Genomic DNA, 13,917 nt, shown 5'->3' with positions numbered 1-13,917 from the left:
GGACAGGGCGTTAGAATACGTCTTTGCGCCAAGGCACGTCCCATGTTCCCAGCCAGCAGTTCCGCTTCTTCGTCCGGCTCCCCGCCAAGTCCGTCGTCGCCGCTGGTCGGCATCGTCATGGGCTCGCGTTCGGACTGGGAGACCATGCAGCACGCCGCCGCCAAGCTCGAAGCGCTGGGCGTTCCGCACGAAGTCCGCGTGGTGTCGGCGCATCGCACGCCCGACGTGCTGTTCGAATACGCCGACACGGCCGCCTCGCGCGGCCTGCGCGCGATCATCGCCGGCGCCGGCGGCGCGGCGCATCTGCCGGGCATGCTGGCGGCCAAGACCGCGGTGCCGGTGCTGGGCGTGCCGGTGCAGTCCAAGGCGCTCAACGGCATGGACTCGCTGCTGTCGATCGTGCAGATGCCGGCCGGCATTCCGGTGGCGACCTTCGCCATCGGCAACGCCGGCGCGGCCAATGCGGCCTTGTTCGCCGCGGCGCTGCTGTCGCCGGAATACCCGGCCATCGGCGCGGCGCTCAGTGCGTTCCGCGCGCGCCAGACCGACGAGGTCCTGGCCAACGACGACCCGCGCCAATGACCACCGTCGGCATTCTCGGAGGCGGGCAGCTGGCCCGCATGCTCGCGCTTTCCGGCGCGCCGCTGGGGCTGCGCTTCCTGGTGCTGGACAGCGCTGAAGACGCCTGCGCCGGCCAGTTCGCGCCGATGGTCGTGGGCGACTACACCGATCAGGCCGCGCTGGACGAATTCGCCTCGAACATCGACGTAGCCACCTTCGACTTCGAAAACGTCCCGGCCGAGTCCGCGCACTGGCTGGCCGAGCGCCGGCCGGTGTTCCCGAGTCCGCGCGCGCTGGCCGTGGCGCAGGATCGTCTGGCCGAGAAGACCTTGTTCCTCGACCTGGGCATTCCGGTGCCGGATTTCGCCGCGATCGGCACGCGCGAATCGCTCGACGCCGCGCTGGCCAAGATCGGCACGCCGTGCATCCTCAAGACCCGCCGCCTGGGCTACGACGGCAAGGGCCAGTTCCGCATCAAGACGCCGGCCGACGCCGACGCGGCCTGGGCCGCGCTGGGCGCGCAGGCGGACAAGGTCGGCCTGATCCTGGAAGGCTTCGTCGCCTTCCAGCGCGAACTGTCGGTGGTCGCCGTGCGCGGCCGCGACGGCGAATTCCGCGCCTGGCCGCTGACCGAGAACTGGCACGTCGACGGCGTGTTGTCGGCGAGCCTGGCCCCGGCGCAAACCGATGAGGCCCTGGCCGCGACCGCGATCTCGCATGCGCGCAAGCTGGCCGAAGCGCTGGACTACGTCGGCGTGTTCGCGCTGGAACTGTTCTGCCGCGACGGCGTGTTGCTGGCCAACGAACTCGCCCCGCGCGTGCACAACTCCGGCCACTGGACCATCGAAGGCAGCGAGACCTCGCAGTTCCAGAACCATCTGCGCGCCGTGCTCGGCCTGCCGCTGGGCGACACGCGCATGCTCGGCCACGCTTGCATGCTTAACTGGATCGGCGCGATGCCCGATGCCAATGCGGTGCTCGGCGAAGCCGGCGGGCATTGGCACGATTACGGCAAGCAGCCGCGCGAGGGACGCAAAGTGGGGCATGCGACTTTGCGCGCGGATTCGCCGAAAGAACTCGCCGAGGCGTTGCGTCGTGTCGGTGAAGCGCTCGGACGGACCGGTCAGGTAGATCCGGTGGTCGCGAGGTTGGTGTGATCCCCGTCGTCACCGCGGCGCGCAGTCACCGCACGCCGCCGGCGATCTTGCAGAACCTGGGGCTGTCGCTGCTGGTCGCGCCGTTTTTTCTGGGTGCGCTGGCTTGCGGACCGGTCTGCTGCGATGTGGGCCGCGACTCGCCTTATCGCGTTTAGTCGCCGCTCGCGGCGCTGTTTTCGTCCGTGGCCGGCAGTCGCCGCATCTGCAGCATCAAGCCGACCAGATACACCAGCGAATACACGATCAGCACCGCCGCCATGCCCAAGGTCAGCGGGCTCGGCGCCTGCGCCGCGGCGAAGCCCTCGTGAGTCCAGCGCCAGGCCAGACGGCCTAGCAGCAGTACGGTCAGCGCGCCGCCGATCCAGGGATTGGGCGTATACACGCGGCGACCGTCGCGCAAAGCCACATGGGTGTGCTTGAGCGCGAGCAGCCCGACGCCGACGCCGATGACAGCGCCTGCGCCCATGGCCAATGCCAACTGCGGCTGCAGCACCGCCAGCACGATCAGCATGCACGCGACCAGCGACAGAACCCCGAGCCGGATGCCGCTGCGCACCGGACGCCACGGCTGCACGCCGAAATTGCGGCGGATGCGGCGGTAGACCATCAGGGCCGACAGGGCCGGCACCCAATAGGGAGCGGTGGAAGCGAACGCCGTGGCCATCGGAGCGACCTGATCAGTCTGCGGGAATGCACTGGTGAGCTTGAGCGCTGCCCGATGACGGCGCAAGCCCGCCGGAAGTCACATCGCTTGCATCGAGGGCGAAACCCGCCCTGAAAGCTTGCGCGGGATGCCCGCGCGAGGAATGGCGCCGCCGCTCGCTCAGATCTCGCGACCTTGCTGAGCACTCGCCGCCGCGTGCTTGAACTTGGAATCCAGCACCGGAGTGAAGCGGATCGACTTGGCTTCCGAGTAGGCGCGCGCGGCGCCGGCTTCGTCGCCGCGCGATTTGAGGATGTCGCCCTTCAGCGACAGGCCGTTGCTCTTGGTCGCCGGCGTGCTTTCCAGGTGCTTGGCCAATTCCAGCAGCGCCTGACTGTCGCCGGCGCTGGCCAGCACCACTTCGTTGCGCGGCAGCGCGGATTCTTTGTCCTTGAGTCTCGGCATCGGAGTGGTCACGAATACGTCTTTCTTGCCCGACTGCGCGGACACCTGCGCGGCGAGCTGGCGCACCGCGGGCGATTGCGCGGTCTGCGGATAGTCCTTCTCGACGATGCGCATGGCCAGCGCCGAGGATTCGAGGATGCCCAACTGCGACAACAGATCGGCGGCGGCGACCCAGCGCGCGCCGGCCGGCAGCTCGGGCGAGCTCTCGGCGATCGAGCTTTGCGCGGTGTCGGCCAGCAGCTGCCATTTGTTTTCGTCCGACAGCGCTTTGAACGATGCGTCGCCCGCCTGCGATTCGATACGCCCGTTCACGGCCTGGGCGATCGCTTCGATCTGCTGCGCCTTGGCCGCCTTGGCCGCGCTCAGATTGGGGATGCGCACCAGTACCGTGCGCTGCGGAAGCGAGGCCAACTGCAGCACGAAGCTGTATTCGGGCTGCAGCTCGCCGTACACGAACAATCGCAGATCCTCGCGATTGCCCGGCGCGACGCTGCGCGGTGTCTGTTCCGGCGAAATCCATAGTTTGGAGTTCGCGGGCAAGACGATCCTGTAGTCCTGCCGGGCCTGGCTCTTGTTGATCAATCCGGCGTGATTGAGATCGTTGGCCTGCGCCAAGGTGTAGACCCACTTGTCGGTTTCCGGGGAGAAATCCGGGGTTTCCCAGGTCGTGGCATCCAGGCGCGGCAAGGCGTACTTGCGCAGCGCATTGACCAGCTTGACCACCGATTCGTGTTCCTGCCGGTCGGGTTTGACGATGGTGATGTGATCGGCGCCGGCGATGCCGGGCGGCGCTTCGTCGCAGAAGCGGGTGGCGCTGGTCCAGGGCACGATCATCACCGGGCCGGTCTTCACCGTTTCGTAGGCGCAGATCACTTTCGGCGCCGCGCCGCTGCTCTTGAGCCCCATCCAGTCGTCGCTGAGCTGTTTGAGGTAGTCGTTGGCGTCGGCCGGCAGCATCTGCCGGATCGCGTTGTTGTTGACGACGATGTACTTGGCGATGTTGGTGATCTGCGAGCCTTCCTGCGGCGTCGCGTACAACATCAGCAGTGGCGTTTTCGCGCTGAGGTCGGGATGACTGATGAGTTCGCGCATCACCACCAGGCCGCCCATGCTGTGGGCGACGAAGACGACCGAGTCGTACTGGCTCACGCCGTGATAGTCGAGGTACTCGTGCAGCTTCAGCGAGGCCTCGCGGATGTCGAGCGAGCCTTGCGCGAACATGCGCGAGGTGAAACCGAAGGCGTAGATATCGACCTTGTCGCCGATGCCGGGCGCCGACCGCAGCAGATCGAAGAAGCGCGTGCCGTTGGCGTTGGTCCAGGTGCCGCTGGTGTCGCCGAAGATGCCGTGGACGAAGACCACCGCGATCTTGGCGTGCGGATTGCCCTGATGCACCCAGTACGGATCGGTGGTGTTGACCGGCTGCGGTTTGGCGCTGTTCCTGGTTCCGGTGTCGTCGGGCGTGGGCGCCGGGCCCGGACAGCCGCAGGCCAGCAGCGCGAAGGCGCAGGCGAACAGCAGGTTCAGCCAGGCGCGGCCGGTCGGCGACTTGCCGCGCGCGCGGCCCGGCAGGGTGGGGCCGATGCTGCTCATCTCGCGTGCACTCCCTGGCTTCGACGTTCTGGGTCCATACCGGGCAACGTAATTCGCGCCGCGAACCGGTCTGCCGCGCGTCGCCGGGTCGGCGCCCAAAAAGAAACGGCCGGGTTTCCCCGGCCGTTTCGGTATCGCGATGACGCTGGGCGCTTACTTCAGGTTCGAAGCCACGAAGTCCCAGTTGACCAGGTTCCAGAACGCCTCGACGTACTTCGGACGGGCGTTGCGGTAGTCGATGTAGTAGGCGTGTTCCCACACATCGCAGGTCAGCAGGGCGGTGTCTTCGCCGGTCAGCGGGGTGGCCGCGTTCGGGGTGCTGACCAGGGCCAGCGAACCGTCCGGGCGCTGCACCAGCCAGCCCCAGCCCGAGCCGAAGGTGCCCACGGCGGTCTTGGTGAACTCTTCCTTGAACTTGGCGAAGTCGCCGAAGGCCTTGTTGATGAGCTCGGCCAGCTTGCCGCTGGGCTCGCCGCCGCCCTTGGGCGACAGGCAGTTCCAGTAGAAGGTGTGGTTCCAGATCTGGGCGGCGTTGTTGAACATGCCGCCCTGCGACTTGCGGATGATCTCTTCCAGCGACAGCGAGGCGAACTCGGTGCCTTCGATCATCTTGTTGAGATTATCGACGTAGGCCTTGTGGTGCTTGCCGTAGTGGAAGTCGATGGTCTCGCCGGAGATGGTGGGTTCGAGCGCGGTGCGGTCGTAGGGCAGGGCAGGCAATTCGATGGCCATTGGCGGGCTCCTAAAGTTTCGAGGGGGGCTGGCTAGCGGAGGGCGCCGCGGCCGGCGTTCCGCTCCCGGGACGATGGAGTTCCGGGCCGGACGCGTCGGCGACGCCGCGAAGGCTTACAATTCATATTCTATCCCCACGTTTCGTTGCCGAACCGTCAAAGTCGGCAACAAACCATCGCAGGAGCAGTACCCATGTCCGTTATGGAACGGATCCAGGCCGAAGTCGAAGCCCATCCGATCGTCCTTTTCATGAAGGGCACCGCGCAGTTCCCGATGTGCGGCTTCTCCAGCCGCGCCGTGCAGGCTCTGAAGTCCGCCGGCGCGACCGCGCTGCATACGGTCAATGTCCTGGAAGACGCGGAGATTCGCGCCAATCTGCCGCGCTACTCGAACTGGCCGACGTTCCCGCAGCTTTTCATCCACGGCGAGCTGATCGGCGGTTGCGACATCACCCTGGAGCTGTTCGAGTCCGGCGAGCTGGCGCGGATGATCAGCGAGACCCAGACGCAGTGAATTCCGGCGCCGTCAGTTCGAACGCCGCGGGCATGGACGATGCCTCGCTGGCGTTGGCCGGCCGGGTGGTTCTGATCACCGGCGCCAACGGCGGCCTCGGCGCCGCCGCGGCCGCGGCCTGCACGCGCGCCGGCGCGACGGTGGTGCTGCTCGGCCGCAAGCTGCCGAAGTTGAACCGCGTGTACGACGCCCTGGCCCAGATCGGGCCCGAGCCGCTGCTGTACCCGCTGGACCTGGAAGGCGCGCAGCCCGACGACTACGCCGAAATGGCCGCGCGCATCGACAGCGAGCTCGGCCATCTCGATGGCGTGCTCCACTGCGCAGCAGATTTCCCCGGCCTGACCCCGCTGGCGCAGACCGATCCGGCCGCGTTCGCGCGCGCCGTGCACGTCAATCTGACCGCGCCGTGGTGGCTGTCGCAGGCCTGCCTGCCGTTGCTGGCCAAGTCGGCCGATTCGGCCCTGGTGTTCGCCCTGGACGATCCGCAGCGGGTCGGCCAGGCCTACTGGGGTGGTTACGGCGCGGCCCAGCACGGGCTGGCCGCGCTGGTCGGCATCCTGCATGCCGAACTGGCCAATTCCAGCATCCGCGTGGCCGGGCTGCGTCCCGGACCGATGCGCACGCCGCTGCGCGCGCGCGCCTATGTGGAAGAAAACGACCGCTCCGCGCGCGACCCGGGCGCCTACGCCGAGGCCTGCGTGAGCCTGTTGTCGGCGCAGGGCGCGATCCATCGCGGCCAAGTCTGGGCGCCCGCGCTCTGAACCCGCCGACCATGACCATCGCCTCGGCCGCGCTGCTGCTGTTCATCATCCTGGACCCGCTGGGCAATATCCCGGTGTTCCTGAGCCTGCTGCGCGGGCTCCCGCCCAAGCGCCAGCGCATCGTGCTCGCGCGCGAGCTGCTGATCGCGCTGGGCGTGCTGATGGTGTTCCTGTGGGGCGGCAAGTACGCGCTGGAGCTGATGCACCTGCGCCAGGAGTCGGTGTCCATCGCCGGCGGCATCGTGCTGTTCCTGATCGGCATCCGCATGATCTTCCCGCCGCCGGAAGGGCTGATGGGCGAGATCCCGGACGGCGAGCCCTTCATCGTGCCGATGGCGATCCCGCTGGTGGCCGGCCCCTCGGGCATGGCCGCGGTGATGCTGATGGGCAGCAACGACCCCTCGCGCCTGGGCGACTGGAGCCTGGCGCTGATGATCGCCTGGGGCGCGACCTCGGCGATCCTGTTCTCGGCCACCATCCTCTACAAGCTGCTGGGCCGCCGCGCCCTGATCGCGATCGAGCGCCTGATGGGCATGCTGCTGGTGGCGATCTCGGTGCAGATGATCCTCGACGGGCTGGGGGCCTATCTGCCCGGGCCGCCGTAGTTGAAGGCGGGGAATGAAGGGAGTGGGGAGCAGGGAATGGTTAGAAACACTGGAAGGCCCGCCCCCGAGCGGGCCTTGTTCGTTTTGGCCGCTCGCCCCGGACTCTTCCATTCCCTGATCCCCATTCCCCTCAATCCCGGCTTCTGCCCCATACGCCTCGCCAACCCACCTGGCACATCCCGCGCGCCCGGTTATACAACTTTGCGCTGTCTGGCAGTTCTGTTGTGGCCACCGTCACCGTGTGACAAGGCTTGATGACGGTCACGTCTCTGTCACAGAGCCTGCCTAGCCTGTTAAACTGCTGTTAACCCGGCGGGCCACTGGTCGCGCGGGTCAGGGGCTAGCCAAATCAATTCCTCGTGCACGGCCGCGGCGCAAAGCCGCGCCTGTCGATACTCCGCCACGCATTCCTAACGTCCTGAGGCCACTGTAATGACCCATCAGAACCGCGTCCGCATGTCCAAGCTCGCGCTTGGTCTGCTCGCCGTACTCGCTACCGCTCCCGTATTCGCGCAGAGCACCTCCGCCGGTATCGCCGGTCGTGTCGTCGGCTCCGACGGCCAGCCGGTGCAGAACGCCGAAGTCACCATCACCCACACCGAATCGGGCACGGTCAGCCGCGCCACCACCGGCGCCGATGGTCGCTACAACGCTCGCGGTCTGCGCGTCGGCGGTCCGTACACCGTCGTGATCAATAAGGAAGGCGGCGGCACCGCGAGCCAGGACGGGGTCTACCTGAACCTCGACAAGGTCAACGAAGTCGATGTTTCGCTGAACAACTCGGTCACCACCCTGGAGTCCGTCCAGGCGGTCGCCGCGGCGGCCTCGGAAGTGTTCTCGGCCAACAAGATGGGCGCCGGCTCGGTCGTGACCCGCCAGCAGCTCGAGCAGATGCCGACCATCAACCGCAACCTGCAGGACTTCGTCCGCCTCGACCCGCGCGTCGTGCAGACCGACAAGTCGCGCAACGAAATCTCCGTCGGCGGCCAGAACCCGCGCTACAACGTGATCCGCGTCGACGGCGTCAGCACCAACGACTCCTTCGGCCTGGGCGGCAACGGCCTGCCGACGCCGAAGCAGCCGTTCTCGATGGACGTGATCGACGAAGTCTCGATCGACGTCGCCAATTACGACGTCACCATCGCCGGCGGCACCGGCGGCGTGATCAACGCCGTCACCAAGTCGGGCACGAACGATTTCCACGGTTCGGTGTACGGCGTCTATCGCGACAACGACTGGTCGGGCAAGAATTCGGCCAACGCGCGTCCGCATCTGTTCGATAGCGAAAGTACCTATGGCGGCACCTTCGGCGGCCCGCTGATCAAGGACAGGCTGTTCTTCTTCGCCAACTACGAGAAGTACACCGGCAAGGAGTTGTTCACCGGTAATTCGGCCTTCGGCCCTCCGGGCTCGGGCGCGAACAATATCGTCAATATCACCCAGGATCAGATCAACCAGATCATCAATATCTCCAAGAATACCTACGGCTTCGACCCGGGTAACTTGTCGCTGCCGCCGCTCGACACTACGAGCGAGGAATACGGCCTGAAGATCGACTGGAACATCAGCGATCGTCACCGCGCCAATTTCCGCTACGCGCAGAGCAAGCAGAGCACCGCGTTCCTGCAGGGCTTCGGTTCCAACTCGCTGGCGCTGAGCTCGTACCACTACGTGCAGGACTTCGAGTTCAAGACCTACACCGCGCAACTGTTCAGCGACTGGACCGACAACTTCTCGACCGAAGCCAAGGTCTCCTACCGCGACTATTCGGCCGTGCGTAACCCGCAGTTCGATCTGCCGGCGATCGGCGTGCGCGTGGGCAGCAACACGCTGAACTTCGGCACCGAAGAAAACACCCAGGCCAACATCCTGGAAACCAAGACCTGGAACGGCTTCTTCGCCGGCAACTTGTTCCTCGATGCGCACACGATCAAGTTCGGTGCCGACTACGAGTCGAACGAGGTCTATAACCTGTTCGGTCGCCGCATCAATGGCGTGTATACCTTCAGTTCGATCGCCAACTATGCCGCCGGTGTCTCCAGCCGCTACCAGTTGTTCGCTCCGCGCGGCGGCGATCTCGACAACATGGCCGCCGGCTTCACCCAGAAGAACCTCGGCCTGTTCGTGCAGGACACCTGGGCGGTCAACGACAAGCTGACCCTGACCTTCGGTGTGCGCTACGATCGCGCGATGGTCGATGAAAAGCCGACCTACAACGCCGCTGCTTCCAATTTCTTCGGCACCCGCAACGATGCCAACATCGACGGCAGCGACCTGTGGCAGCCGCGCTTCGGCTTCAACTACACCTTCGACAGCGAGCGTCCGACTCAGCTGCGCGGCGGTATCGGCCTGTTCAAGGGCGGTTCGCCGACCGTGTGGCTGGCCAACCCGTATTCGAACAACGGCGTGTCGTATACCGACTATATTTTCAACACCGGCATCAACAAGTTCAGCCCGAATCCGGACGCTCAGCTGGGTCTGATCACCGCGGGTCAGGGTAATACGCAGTCGATCGACTTCCTCGAGAAAGATCTGAGCCTGCCGTCGGTGTGGAAGGCCAACCTGGCGTTCGATACCGAGTTGCCGTGGTACGGCATGGTCGCGGCGATCGAGGGCGTTGTGACCAAGGTCAACGATGCTCTGTATTACCAGCAGTTGAACCTCGGTTCGGCGACCAAGGTCGGCCAGGACGGTCGCGCCATCTATTGGGACGCCAAAGGCCTGAGTCCGTTGAGCTGGAATGCGGACGGTAGCGCCTGCACGGGCGAGACCGGTCTGGTCGGCGGTCCTGGCTGCGTGAATAGCGGCGTGGACGCGCGTACGAAGCGCAACAAGACCTACAACGACGCCATCATCGCCCGCAATACGTCGAAGGGCGAAAGCCAGCAGCTCACCATTTCGTTGAACAAGCCGTTCAACAACAGCGATTGGGCATGGGGCGTGGCGTACACCTTCACCCACGCCACCGAAGTCAGCCCGCTGACCAGCTCGACCTCGAGCTCGCAGCTCGGCAACGTCGGCGTGTTCCAGGCCAACGAAGAAGTGGCCGCGCGTTCGGCCTATGAGATCCGCGACCGCTTCACCGCCAACGTCAACTGGAAGCACGCCTTCTTCGGCGACTACAACACCATCGTCTCGCTGGTGTACGAAGGTCGCTCGGGCCGTCCGTACAGCTACGCGTTCGACAACGACGCCAACGGCGACGGCCGTCTGAACGATCTGCTGTACATCCCGAAGGGCGTGGGCGACGTGATCTTCCGCAACCCGGCCGAGCAGCAGGCGTTCTGGAACTACGTCAACGGCAACGAATACCTGCGCAGCCATCTGGGCCAGGTCGCCGAGCGCAACGACGTGCGCGGCAAGTGGGTCAACCAGTTCGACCTGCACATCGCGCAGGAACTGCCGGGCTTCTGGGAAGGCCACAAGGCTGAGCTGGCCGTTGACATCATGAACGTCGGCAACCTGCTCAATAAGAAGTGGGGCCGCGTCGAAGAAGTGGCGTTCCCGGGCATGCGCGGCGTGGTCGAGTACGGCGGCGTCGATCCGGCGACCGGCAAGTACGTCTACCGCTTCAACACCCCGGATCCCGAGCAGATCTACGACGAGAAGGGCATCTCGCGCTGGGCGGCTCAGGTGAGCTTCCGCTACCGCTTCTGACCCGTGAGTTAGGACGAGTACGAAAAAAGGCCGGCGCTATCGCCGGCCTTTTTTTTGTCTCATGTTCGCGCGATCTGCTGTGCTAGATTCGAAAGCGAGTCCGGAATGTTTATTTGGACATGGACTCGAATAATTTCTGTTCTGACTGTTCAATCAATGGAGTGAAGCAATGAAGCAGCAGTTCAAAGATAAAGATGTCGTTGCGCGGCGTGGTTGGCTTGGTCTGTTTTCGAGTGTAATGACGGTGCTGCTGGCGTTGGGCGCGATGGTCTTCCCGGGCGGGCAGGGCGGTGTCGTTCATGCAGCGGAGAAAGAGAAGACGTTTTGCGAGCTTAATCCCTATGACGTTACCTGCGCGGGCGGTACTTGCGATATTTATACTCAATATTGCCCGCCATGGCCGGGCGGTGCCGTCGGTGGGGGGAGTGACGGCAATAATTACTGGACTATACCCAGAAATCCGAGCAATCCTTATTCCTACGTGACTTGCACGGCATCGCCTGCGGAGCGAGAGGCATATGCTACCTTGGCAGTGCAAGCGCACTTGTCAGTTATTAACTTCTACGGTGGGCTGACTCACCGTGATCCACTCTTTATTACCTTTGCAGATGGTCTTGTTCGAAGCTACTATTACTTCTACGACGAAGCGAATCCTGAGCATGTTCTTTCTACCTCTGAAGAGCTTCCGTGCGATTCGGCGCAGGGATTGCCGCCGGTATTGCAAATTCCGTAATTAATTCTCTTGGGCGGCTTTACTGCTGACCGCGGCCGGGCATGTCCCGGCCGTTTTTATTCCGGGTATCGTTTATTCTTTAAGGGTGTTTAAGTTGGTCGAAGACGTCACCGCAGATGTCCACAAACTGCTAGAGTCTTGCGCCGTTAGACCATGAAAACTCTTGAGAAAAACGCAATGACCGCACCCCCTCAAACGGCCGTCCTGCCGACGGTCAACGCCCGCATCTATCCCAAGGGCGGGCTCGATGTTCTGTCCCGTGACGAGGTCGCGCGCCTGCGCGACGCCTCCACCGGCATGCACGACCTGCTGCGTCGCTGCGCCCTGGCGGTGCTGACCAGCGGCAGCGCCTCCGACGACCCGCGCGCGGCGCGCGAGCTGTATCCCGACTTCGACATCGAGGTCCACCAGCAGGACCGCGGTGTGCGCATCGACCTGCGCCACGCGCCGGCGATGGCTTTCGTCGATGGCGACATCATCCGCGGCGTCGCCGAGCTGCTGTTCGCGGTGGTCCGCGACCTGGCCTATACCGCGATCGAGCTGGGCAAGGGCGGCGGCCGCGACCTGGCCAGCAGCGACGGCCTCACCGACTCGGTGTTCGGCCTGCTGCGCAACGCGCGCATCCTGCACCCGGCCGACCCGAACCTGGTGGTGTGCTGGGGCGGCCACTCGATCTCGCGCGACGAATACATCTACACCAAGCAGGTCGGCTACGAGCTGGGCCTGCGCGGCCTGGACATCTGCACCGGCTGCGGCCCGGGCGCGATGAAGGGCCCGATGAAGGGCGCGACCATCGCCCACGCCAAGCAGCGCAAGCGCAACATGCGCTACATCGGCATCACCGAGCCGGGCATCATCGCCGCCGAGTCGCCGAACCCGATCGTCAATCACCTGGTGATCATGCCGGACATCGAGAAGCGCCTGGAGGCCTTCGTGCGCATGGGCCACGGCATCATCGTGTTCCCGGGCGGCGTCGGCACGGCCGAGGAGATCCTGTACCTGCTGGGCATCCTGCTGCGCGAGGAAAACGCCGGTCTGCCGTTCCCGCTGATCCTGACCGGCCCGACCGCGTCGGCGCCGTATTTCGAGCAGATCGACAAGTTCCTGCGCCTGACCCTGGGCGAGGCGGCGACTTCGCGCTACGAGATCATCGTCGGCAACCCGGAGCAGGTCGCCAAGCGCATGGCGCACGGCATCCGCAAGGTGCGCGAGTACCGGATCGAGCAGAAGGATTCGTTCTACTTCAACTGGTCGATCGACATCCCGCTGACGTTCCAGCAGCCGTTCATCCCGACCCATGAGGCGATGGCGGCGCTGGACCTGCACCACGGCCGCAAGCCGCACGAACTGGCGGCCGATCTGCGCCGCGCGTTCTCGGGCATCGTCGCCGGCAACGTCAAGGAGGACGGCATGCGCCGGATCGAGGAATTCGGCCCGTTCGAGATCCACGGCGATACCGACATGATGCAGTCACTGGACGAGCTGCTGCGAGCCTTCGTCGAGCAGCGCCGGATGAAGATCGCCGGCGAGTACAAGCCCTGCTATCGCGTCGTAACCTGAGCCGCGAGCGCTGAAAAGCCGGCGTTTTTCACTTTTTTATCGCGAAGTGTTGACGCCGGCCGGATCAATAAGCATCATATGCAGCCCCGCCCGAATAGCTCAGCCGGTTAGAGCACTTGACTGTTAATCAGGGGGTCGTTGGTTCGAGTCCAACTTCGGGCGCCAAATACCGGAAGGCCTCGCAGAAATGCGGGGCCTTTCTTTTTGTCCGGCATTTTTAGCCGGGACCTGGATTTCCGCCCGAGACTCGCTCGGCGGCATGGATGCCGGCGCGACGCCGGATAGTCGAAATGAACGGCCGCTTCGCCGGCGAAACATCTATTGCCGGCGTAGTCGCGACCGGTCGTTTCACCGCGCATTGCTCCGCCGCGCTCGGAGGAGGCGTTTCCAGCCGCAAGCGTCCTTCCTCCGACAGCTTCAGCGCCACCGGCTCGGCCGGTCGGCGCGGATCGCACACGACGAAGCCGCCGCCGGTGACCATGCGGCCCGCGCGCGGCTCGAAACGCAGGTGACTGCGGCCGGCGAAGGCGTAAAGGCGCACGCCGTCGGGCAGGGGCAGGTCGCGGCGTAGCAGTTCGTCGTCGCCGTCGTATTGCCGAGTGCCGTTTTCGTCCGTGAAGCCGATCCAGCCGCGGCTCCAGTCGCCGCCGCCGGTGCAGGAAAAGCCGACATCGACCGGGCACAGCACCACCGGCAAGCCGCTGGCGACGGCGCGCCGGCCGGCTTGCGCGAACAAGCCGTCCAGGCCGCTGCGCAACAATTCGGCTCGGCCGGTGCGGGTAGGGGCGCCGAACGCGGCGCAGGCGAGCACGCTGAGCAGGCTCACCAACACTATCGCGGCGGCGAATTCGAAGGGATCGAGAAGCTTGGCGCGCATGGGCCATTCCTTGGCAGCGGGGGTTCAAATCGGGGTGCGGACAGCTTCGGCTGCGCGCAG

General features: G+C 65.1%; 13 protein-coding genes and 1 tRNA gene. 10 read left to right on the top strand and 4 right to left on the bottom strand.

Features of this window, described 5'->3' with window-relative positions; translation table 11 throughout:
- Nucleotides 1–42: 42 nt before the first annotated feature.
- Genes purE through AB4Y92_RS05665 form a run of 3 tightly spaced genes read left to right on the top strand, consistent with a single transcriptional unit; the run spans nt 43 to nt 1,873 of the window.
- Entirely contained in the window at nt 43–582 is a 540-nt protein-coding gene (gene purE / locus AB4Y92_RS05675; protein ID WP_441818741.1) for a 5-(carboxyamino)imidazole ribonucleotide mutase, read from the top strand.
- Nucleotides 579–1,718, top strand: a complete 1,140-nt coding sequence (locus AB4Y92_RS05670) for a 5-(carboxyamino)imidazole ribonucleotide synthase (RefSeq protein ID WP_441818740.1) — start codon at nt 579–581, stop codon at nt 1,716–1,718. Before purE ends, AB4Y92_RS05670 begins: the two co-directional genes overlap by 4 nt.
- The gene (locus AB4Y92_RS05665; RefSeq protein WP_441818739.1) at nt 1,715–1,873 is read left to right on the top strand and encodes a hypothetical protein; all 159 of its coding nucleotides are present in this window, start codon (nt 1,715–1,717) and stop codon (nt 1,871–1,873) included. Before AB4Y92_RS05670 ends, AB4Y92_RS05665 begins: the two co-directional genes overlap by 4 nt.
- Here the strand turns inward: AB4Y92_RS05665 and AB4Y92_RS05660 are convergent.
- The 3 genes from AB4Y92_RS05660 to AB4Y92_RS05650 form a co-directional block, all read right to left on the bottom strand.
- Complete coding sequence (locus AB4Y92_RS05660) at nt 1,870–2,382, bottom strand: hypothetical protein (RefSeq protein WP_441818738.1); 513 nt, start codon at nt 2,380–2,382, stop codon at nt 1,870–1,872. The genes AB4Y92_RS05665 and AB4Y92_RS05660 overlap by 4 nt on opposite strands.
- 159 nt (nt 2,383–2,541) lie before the next feature.
- A complete protein-coding gene (locus tag AB4Y92_RS05655) occupies nt 2,542–4,419 on the bottom strand; it encodes an esterase/lipase family protein (protein ID WP_441818737.1) in 1,878 nt (625 codons plus the stop codon).
- Between the two features lie 153 nt (nt 4,420–4,572).
- Nucleotides 4,573–5,151 (bottom strand): superoxide dismutase, encoded by a 579-nt coding sequence (locus AB4Y92_RS05650; protein ID WP_441818736.1) that lies wholly within the window; start codon nt 5,149–5,151, stop codon nt 4,573–4,575.
- 192 nt (nt 5,152–5,343) lie between these two features.
- Between AB4Y92_RS05650 and grxD the strand changes: the two genes are divergently transcribed.
- From grxD to AB4Y92_RS05615, 7 genes are all read left to right on the top strand, one after another.
- Nucleotides 5,344–5,664 (top strand): Grx4 family monothiol glutaredoxin, encoded by a 321-nt coding sequence (gene grxD, locus AB4Y92_RS05645; RefSeq protein ID WP_057943755.1) that lies wholly within the window; start codon nt 5,344–5,346, stop codon nt 5,662–5,664.
- A 32-nt stretch (nt 5,665–5,696) separates the two neighbouring features.
- Nucleotides 5,697–6,425, top strand: a complete 729-nt coding sequence (locus AB4Y92_RS05640) for an SDR family NAD(P)-dependent oxidoreductase (RefSeq protein ID WP_441818825.1) — start codon at nt 5,697–5,699, stop codon at nt 6,423–6,425.
- An 11-nt stretch (nt 6,426–6,436) separates the two neighbouring features.
- Entirely contained in the window at nt 6,437–7,030 is a 594-nt protein-coding gene (locus AB4Y92_RS05635; RefSeq protein ID WP_441818735.1) for a YhgN family NAAT transporter, read from the top strand.
- A 456-nt stretch (nt 7,031–7,486) separates the two neighbouring features.
- Complete coding sequence (locus AB4Y92_RS05630; protein ID WP_441818824.1) at nt 7,487–10,687, top strand: TonB-dependent receptor; 3,201 nt, start codon at nt 7,487–7,489, stop codon at nt 10,685–10,687.
- 169 nt (nt 10,688–10,856) lie between these two features.
- Nucleotides 10,857–11,420 (top strand): hypothetical protein, encoded by a 564-nt coding sequence (locus tag AB4Y92_RS05625; protein ID WP_441818734.1) that lies wholly within the window; start codon nt 10,857–10,859, stop codon nt 11,418–11,420.
- A 177-nt stretch (nt 11,421–11,597) separates the two neighbouring features.
- Nucleotides 11,598–12,980 (top strand): nucleotide 5'-monophosphate nucleosidase PpnN, encoded by a 1,383-nt coding sequence (gene ppnN, locus AB4Y92_RS05620; RefSeq protein ID WP_215057008.1) that lies wholly within the window; start codon nt 11,598–11,600, stop codon nt 12,978–12,980.
- A gap of 88 nt (nt 12,981–13,068) precedes the next feature.
- Nucleotides 13,069–13,145 (top strand) — tRNA-Asn (locus tag AB4Y92_RS05615).
- 52 nt (nt 13,146–13,197) lie between these two features.
- Here AB4Y92_RS05615 and AB4Y92_RS05610 read toward each other — a convergent pair.
- Nucleotides 13,198–13,857 (bottom strand): GspH/FimT family protein, encoded by a 660-nt coding sequence (locus AB4Y92_RS05610; RefSeq protein WP_441818733.1) that lies wholly within the window; start codon nt 13,855–13,857, stop codon nt 13,198–13,200.
- Nucleotides 13,858–13,917: the final 60 nt, after the last annotated feature.

The organism is Lysobacter sp. TAB13 (assembly GCF_052113885.1).
GTDB classification, from domain to species: Bacteria; Pseudomonadota; Gammaproteobacteria; order Xanthomonadales; family Xanthomonadaceae; genus Lysobacter; species Lysobacter gummosus.
The sequence above is the reverse complement of the archived record's forward strand: the minus strand, read 5'-3'. Positions and strand labels throughout refer to the sequence as shown.

Excerpts from the sequence above, each read along its gene's own strand:
- AB4Y92_RS05670 (WP_441818740.1), top strand. The coding sequence starts at position 579 with ATGACCACCGTCGGCATTCTCGGAGGCGGGCAGCTGGCCCGCATGCTC.
- AB4Y92_RS05650 (WP_441818736.1), bottom strand. The coding sequence starts at position 5,151 with ATGGCCATCGAATTGCCTGCCCTGCCCTACGACCGCACCGCGCTCGAA.
- AB4Y92_RS05610 (WP_441818733.1), bottom strand. The coding sequence starts at position 13,857 with ATGCGCGCCAAGCTTCTCGATCCCTTCGAATTCGCCGCCGCGATAGTG.
- purE (WP_441818741.1), top strand. The coding sequence starts at position 43 with ATGTTCCCAGCCAGCAGTTCCGCTTCTTCGTCCGGCTCCCCGCCAAGT.
- AB4Y92_RS05625 (WP_441818734.1), top strand. The coding sequence starts at position 10,857 with ATGAAGCAGCAGTTCAAAGATAAAGATGTCGTTGCGCGGCGTGGTTGG.
- AB4Y92_RS05655 (WP_441818737.1), bottom strand. The coding sequence starts at position 4,419 with ATGAGCAGCATCGGCCCCACCCTGCCGGGCCGCGCGCGCGGCAAGTCG.
- AB4Y92_RS05640 (WP_441818825.1), top strand. The coding sequence starts at position 5,697 with ATGGACGATGCCTCGCTGGCGTTGGCCGGCCGGGTGGTTCTGATCACC.
- AB4Y92_RS05660 (WP_441818738.1), bottom strand. The coding sequence starts at position 2,382 with ATGGCCACGGCGTTCGCTTCCACCGCTCCCTATTGGGTGCCGGCCCTG.
- AB4Y92_RS05635 (WP_441818735.1), top strand. The coding sequence starts at position 6,437 with ATGACCATCGCCTCGGCCGCGCTGCTGCTGTTCATCATCCTGGACCCG.
- ppnN (WP_215057008.1), top strand. The coding sequence starts at position 11,598 with ATGACCGCACCCCCTCAAACGGCCGTCCTGCCGACGGTCAACGCCCGC.
- AB4Y92_RS05630 (WP_441818824.1), top strand. The coding sequence starts at position 7,487 with ATGTCCAAGCTCGCGCTTGGTCTGCTCGCCGTACTCGCTACCGCTCCC.
- grxD (WP_057943755.1), top strand. The coding sequence starts at position 5,344 with ATGTCCGTTATGGAACGGATCCAGGCCGAAGTCGAAGCCCATCCGATC.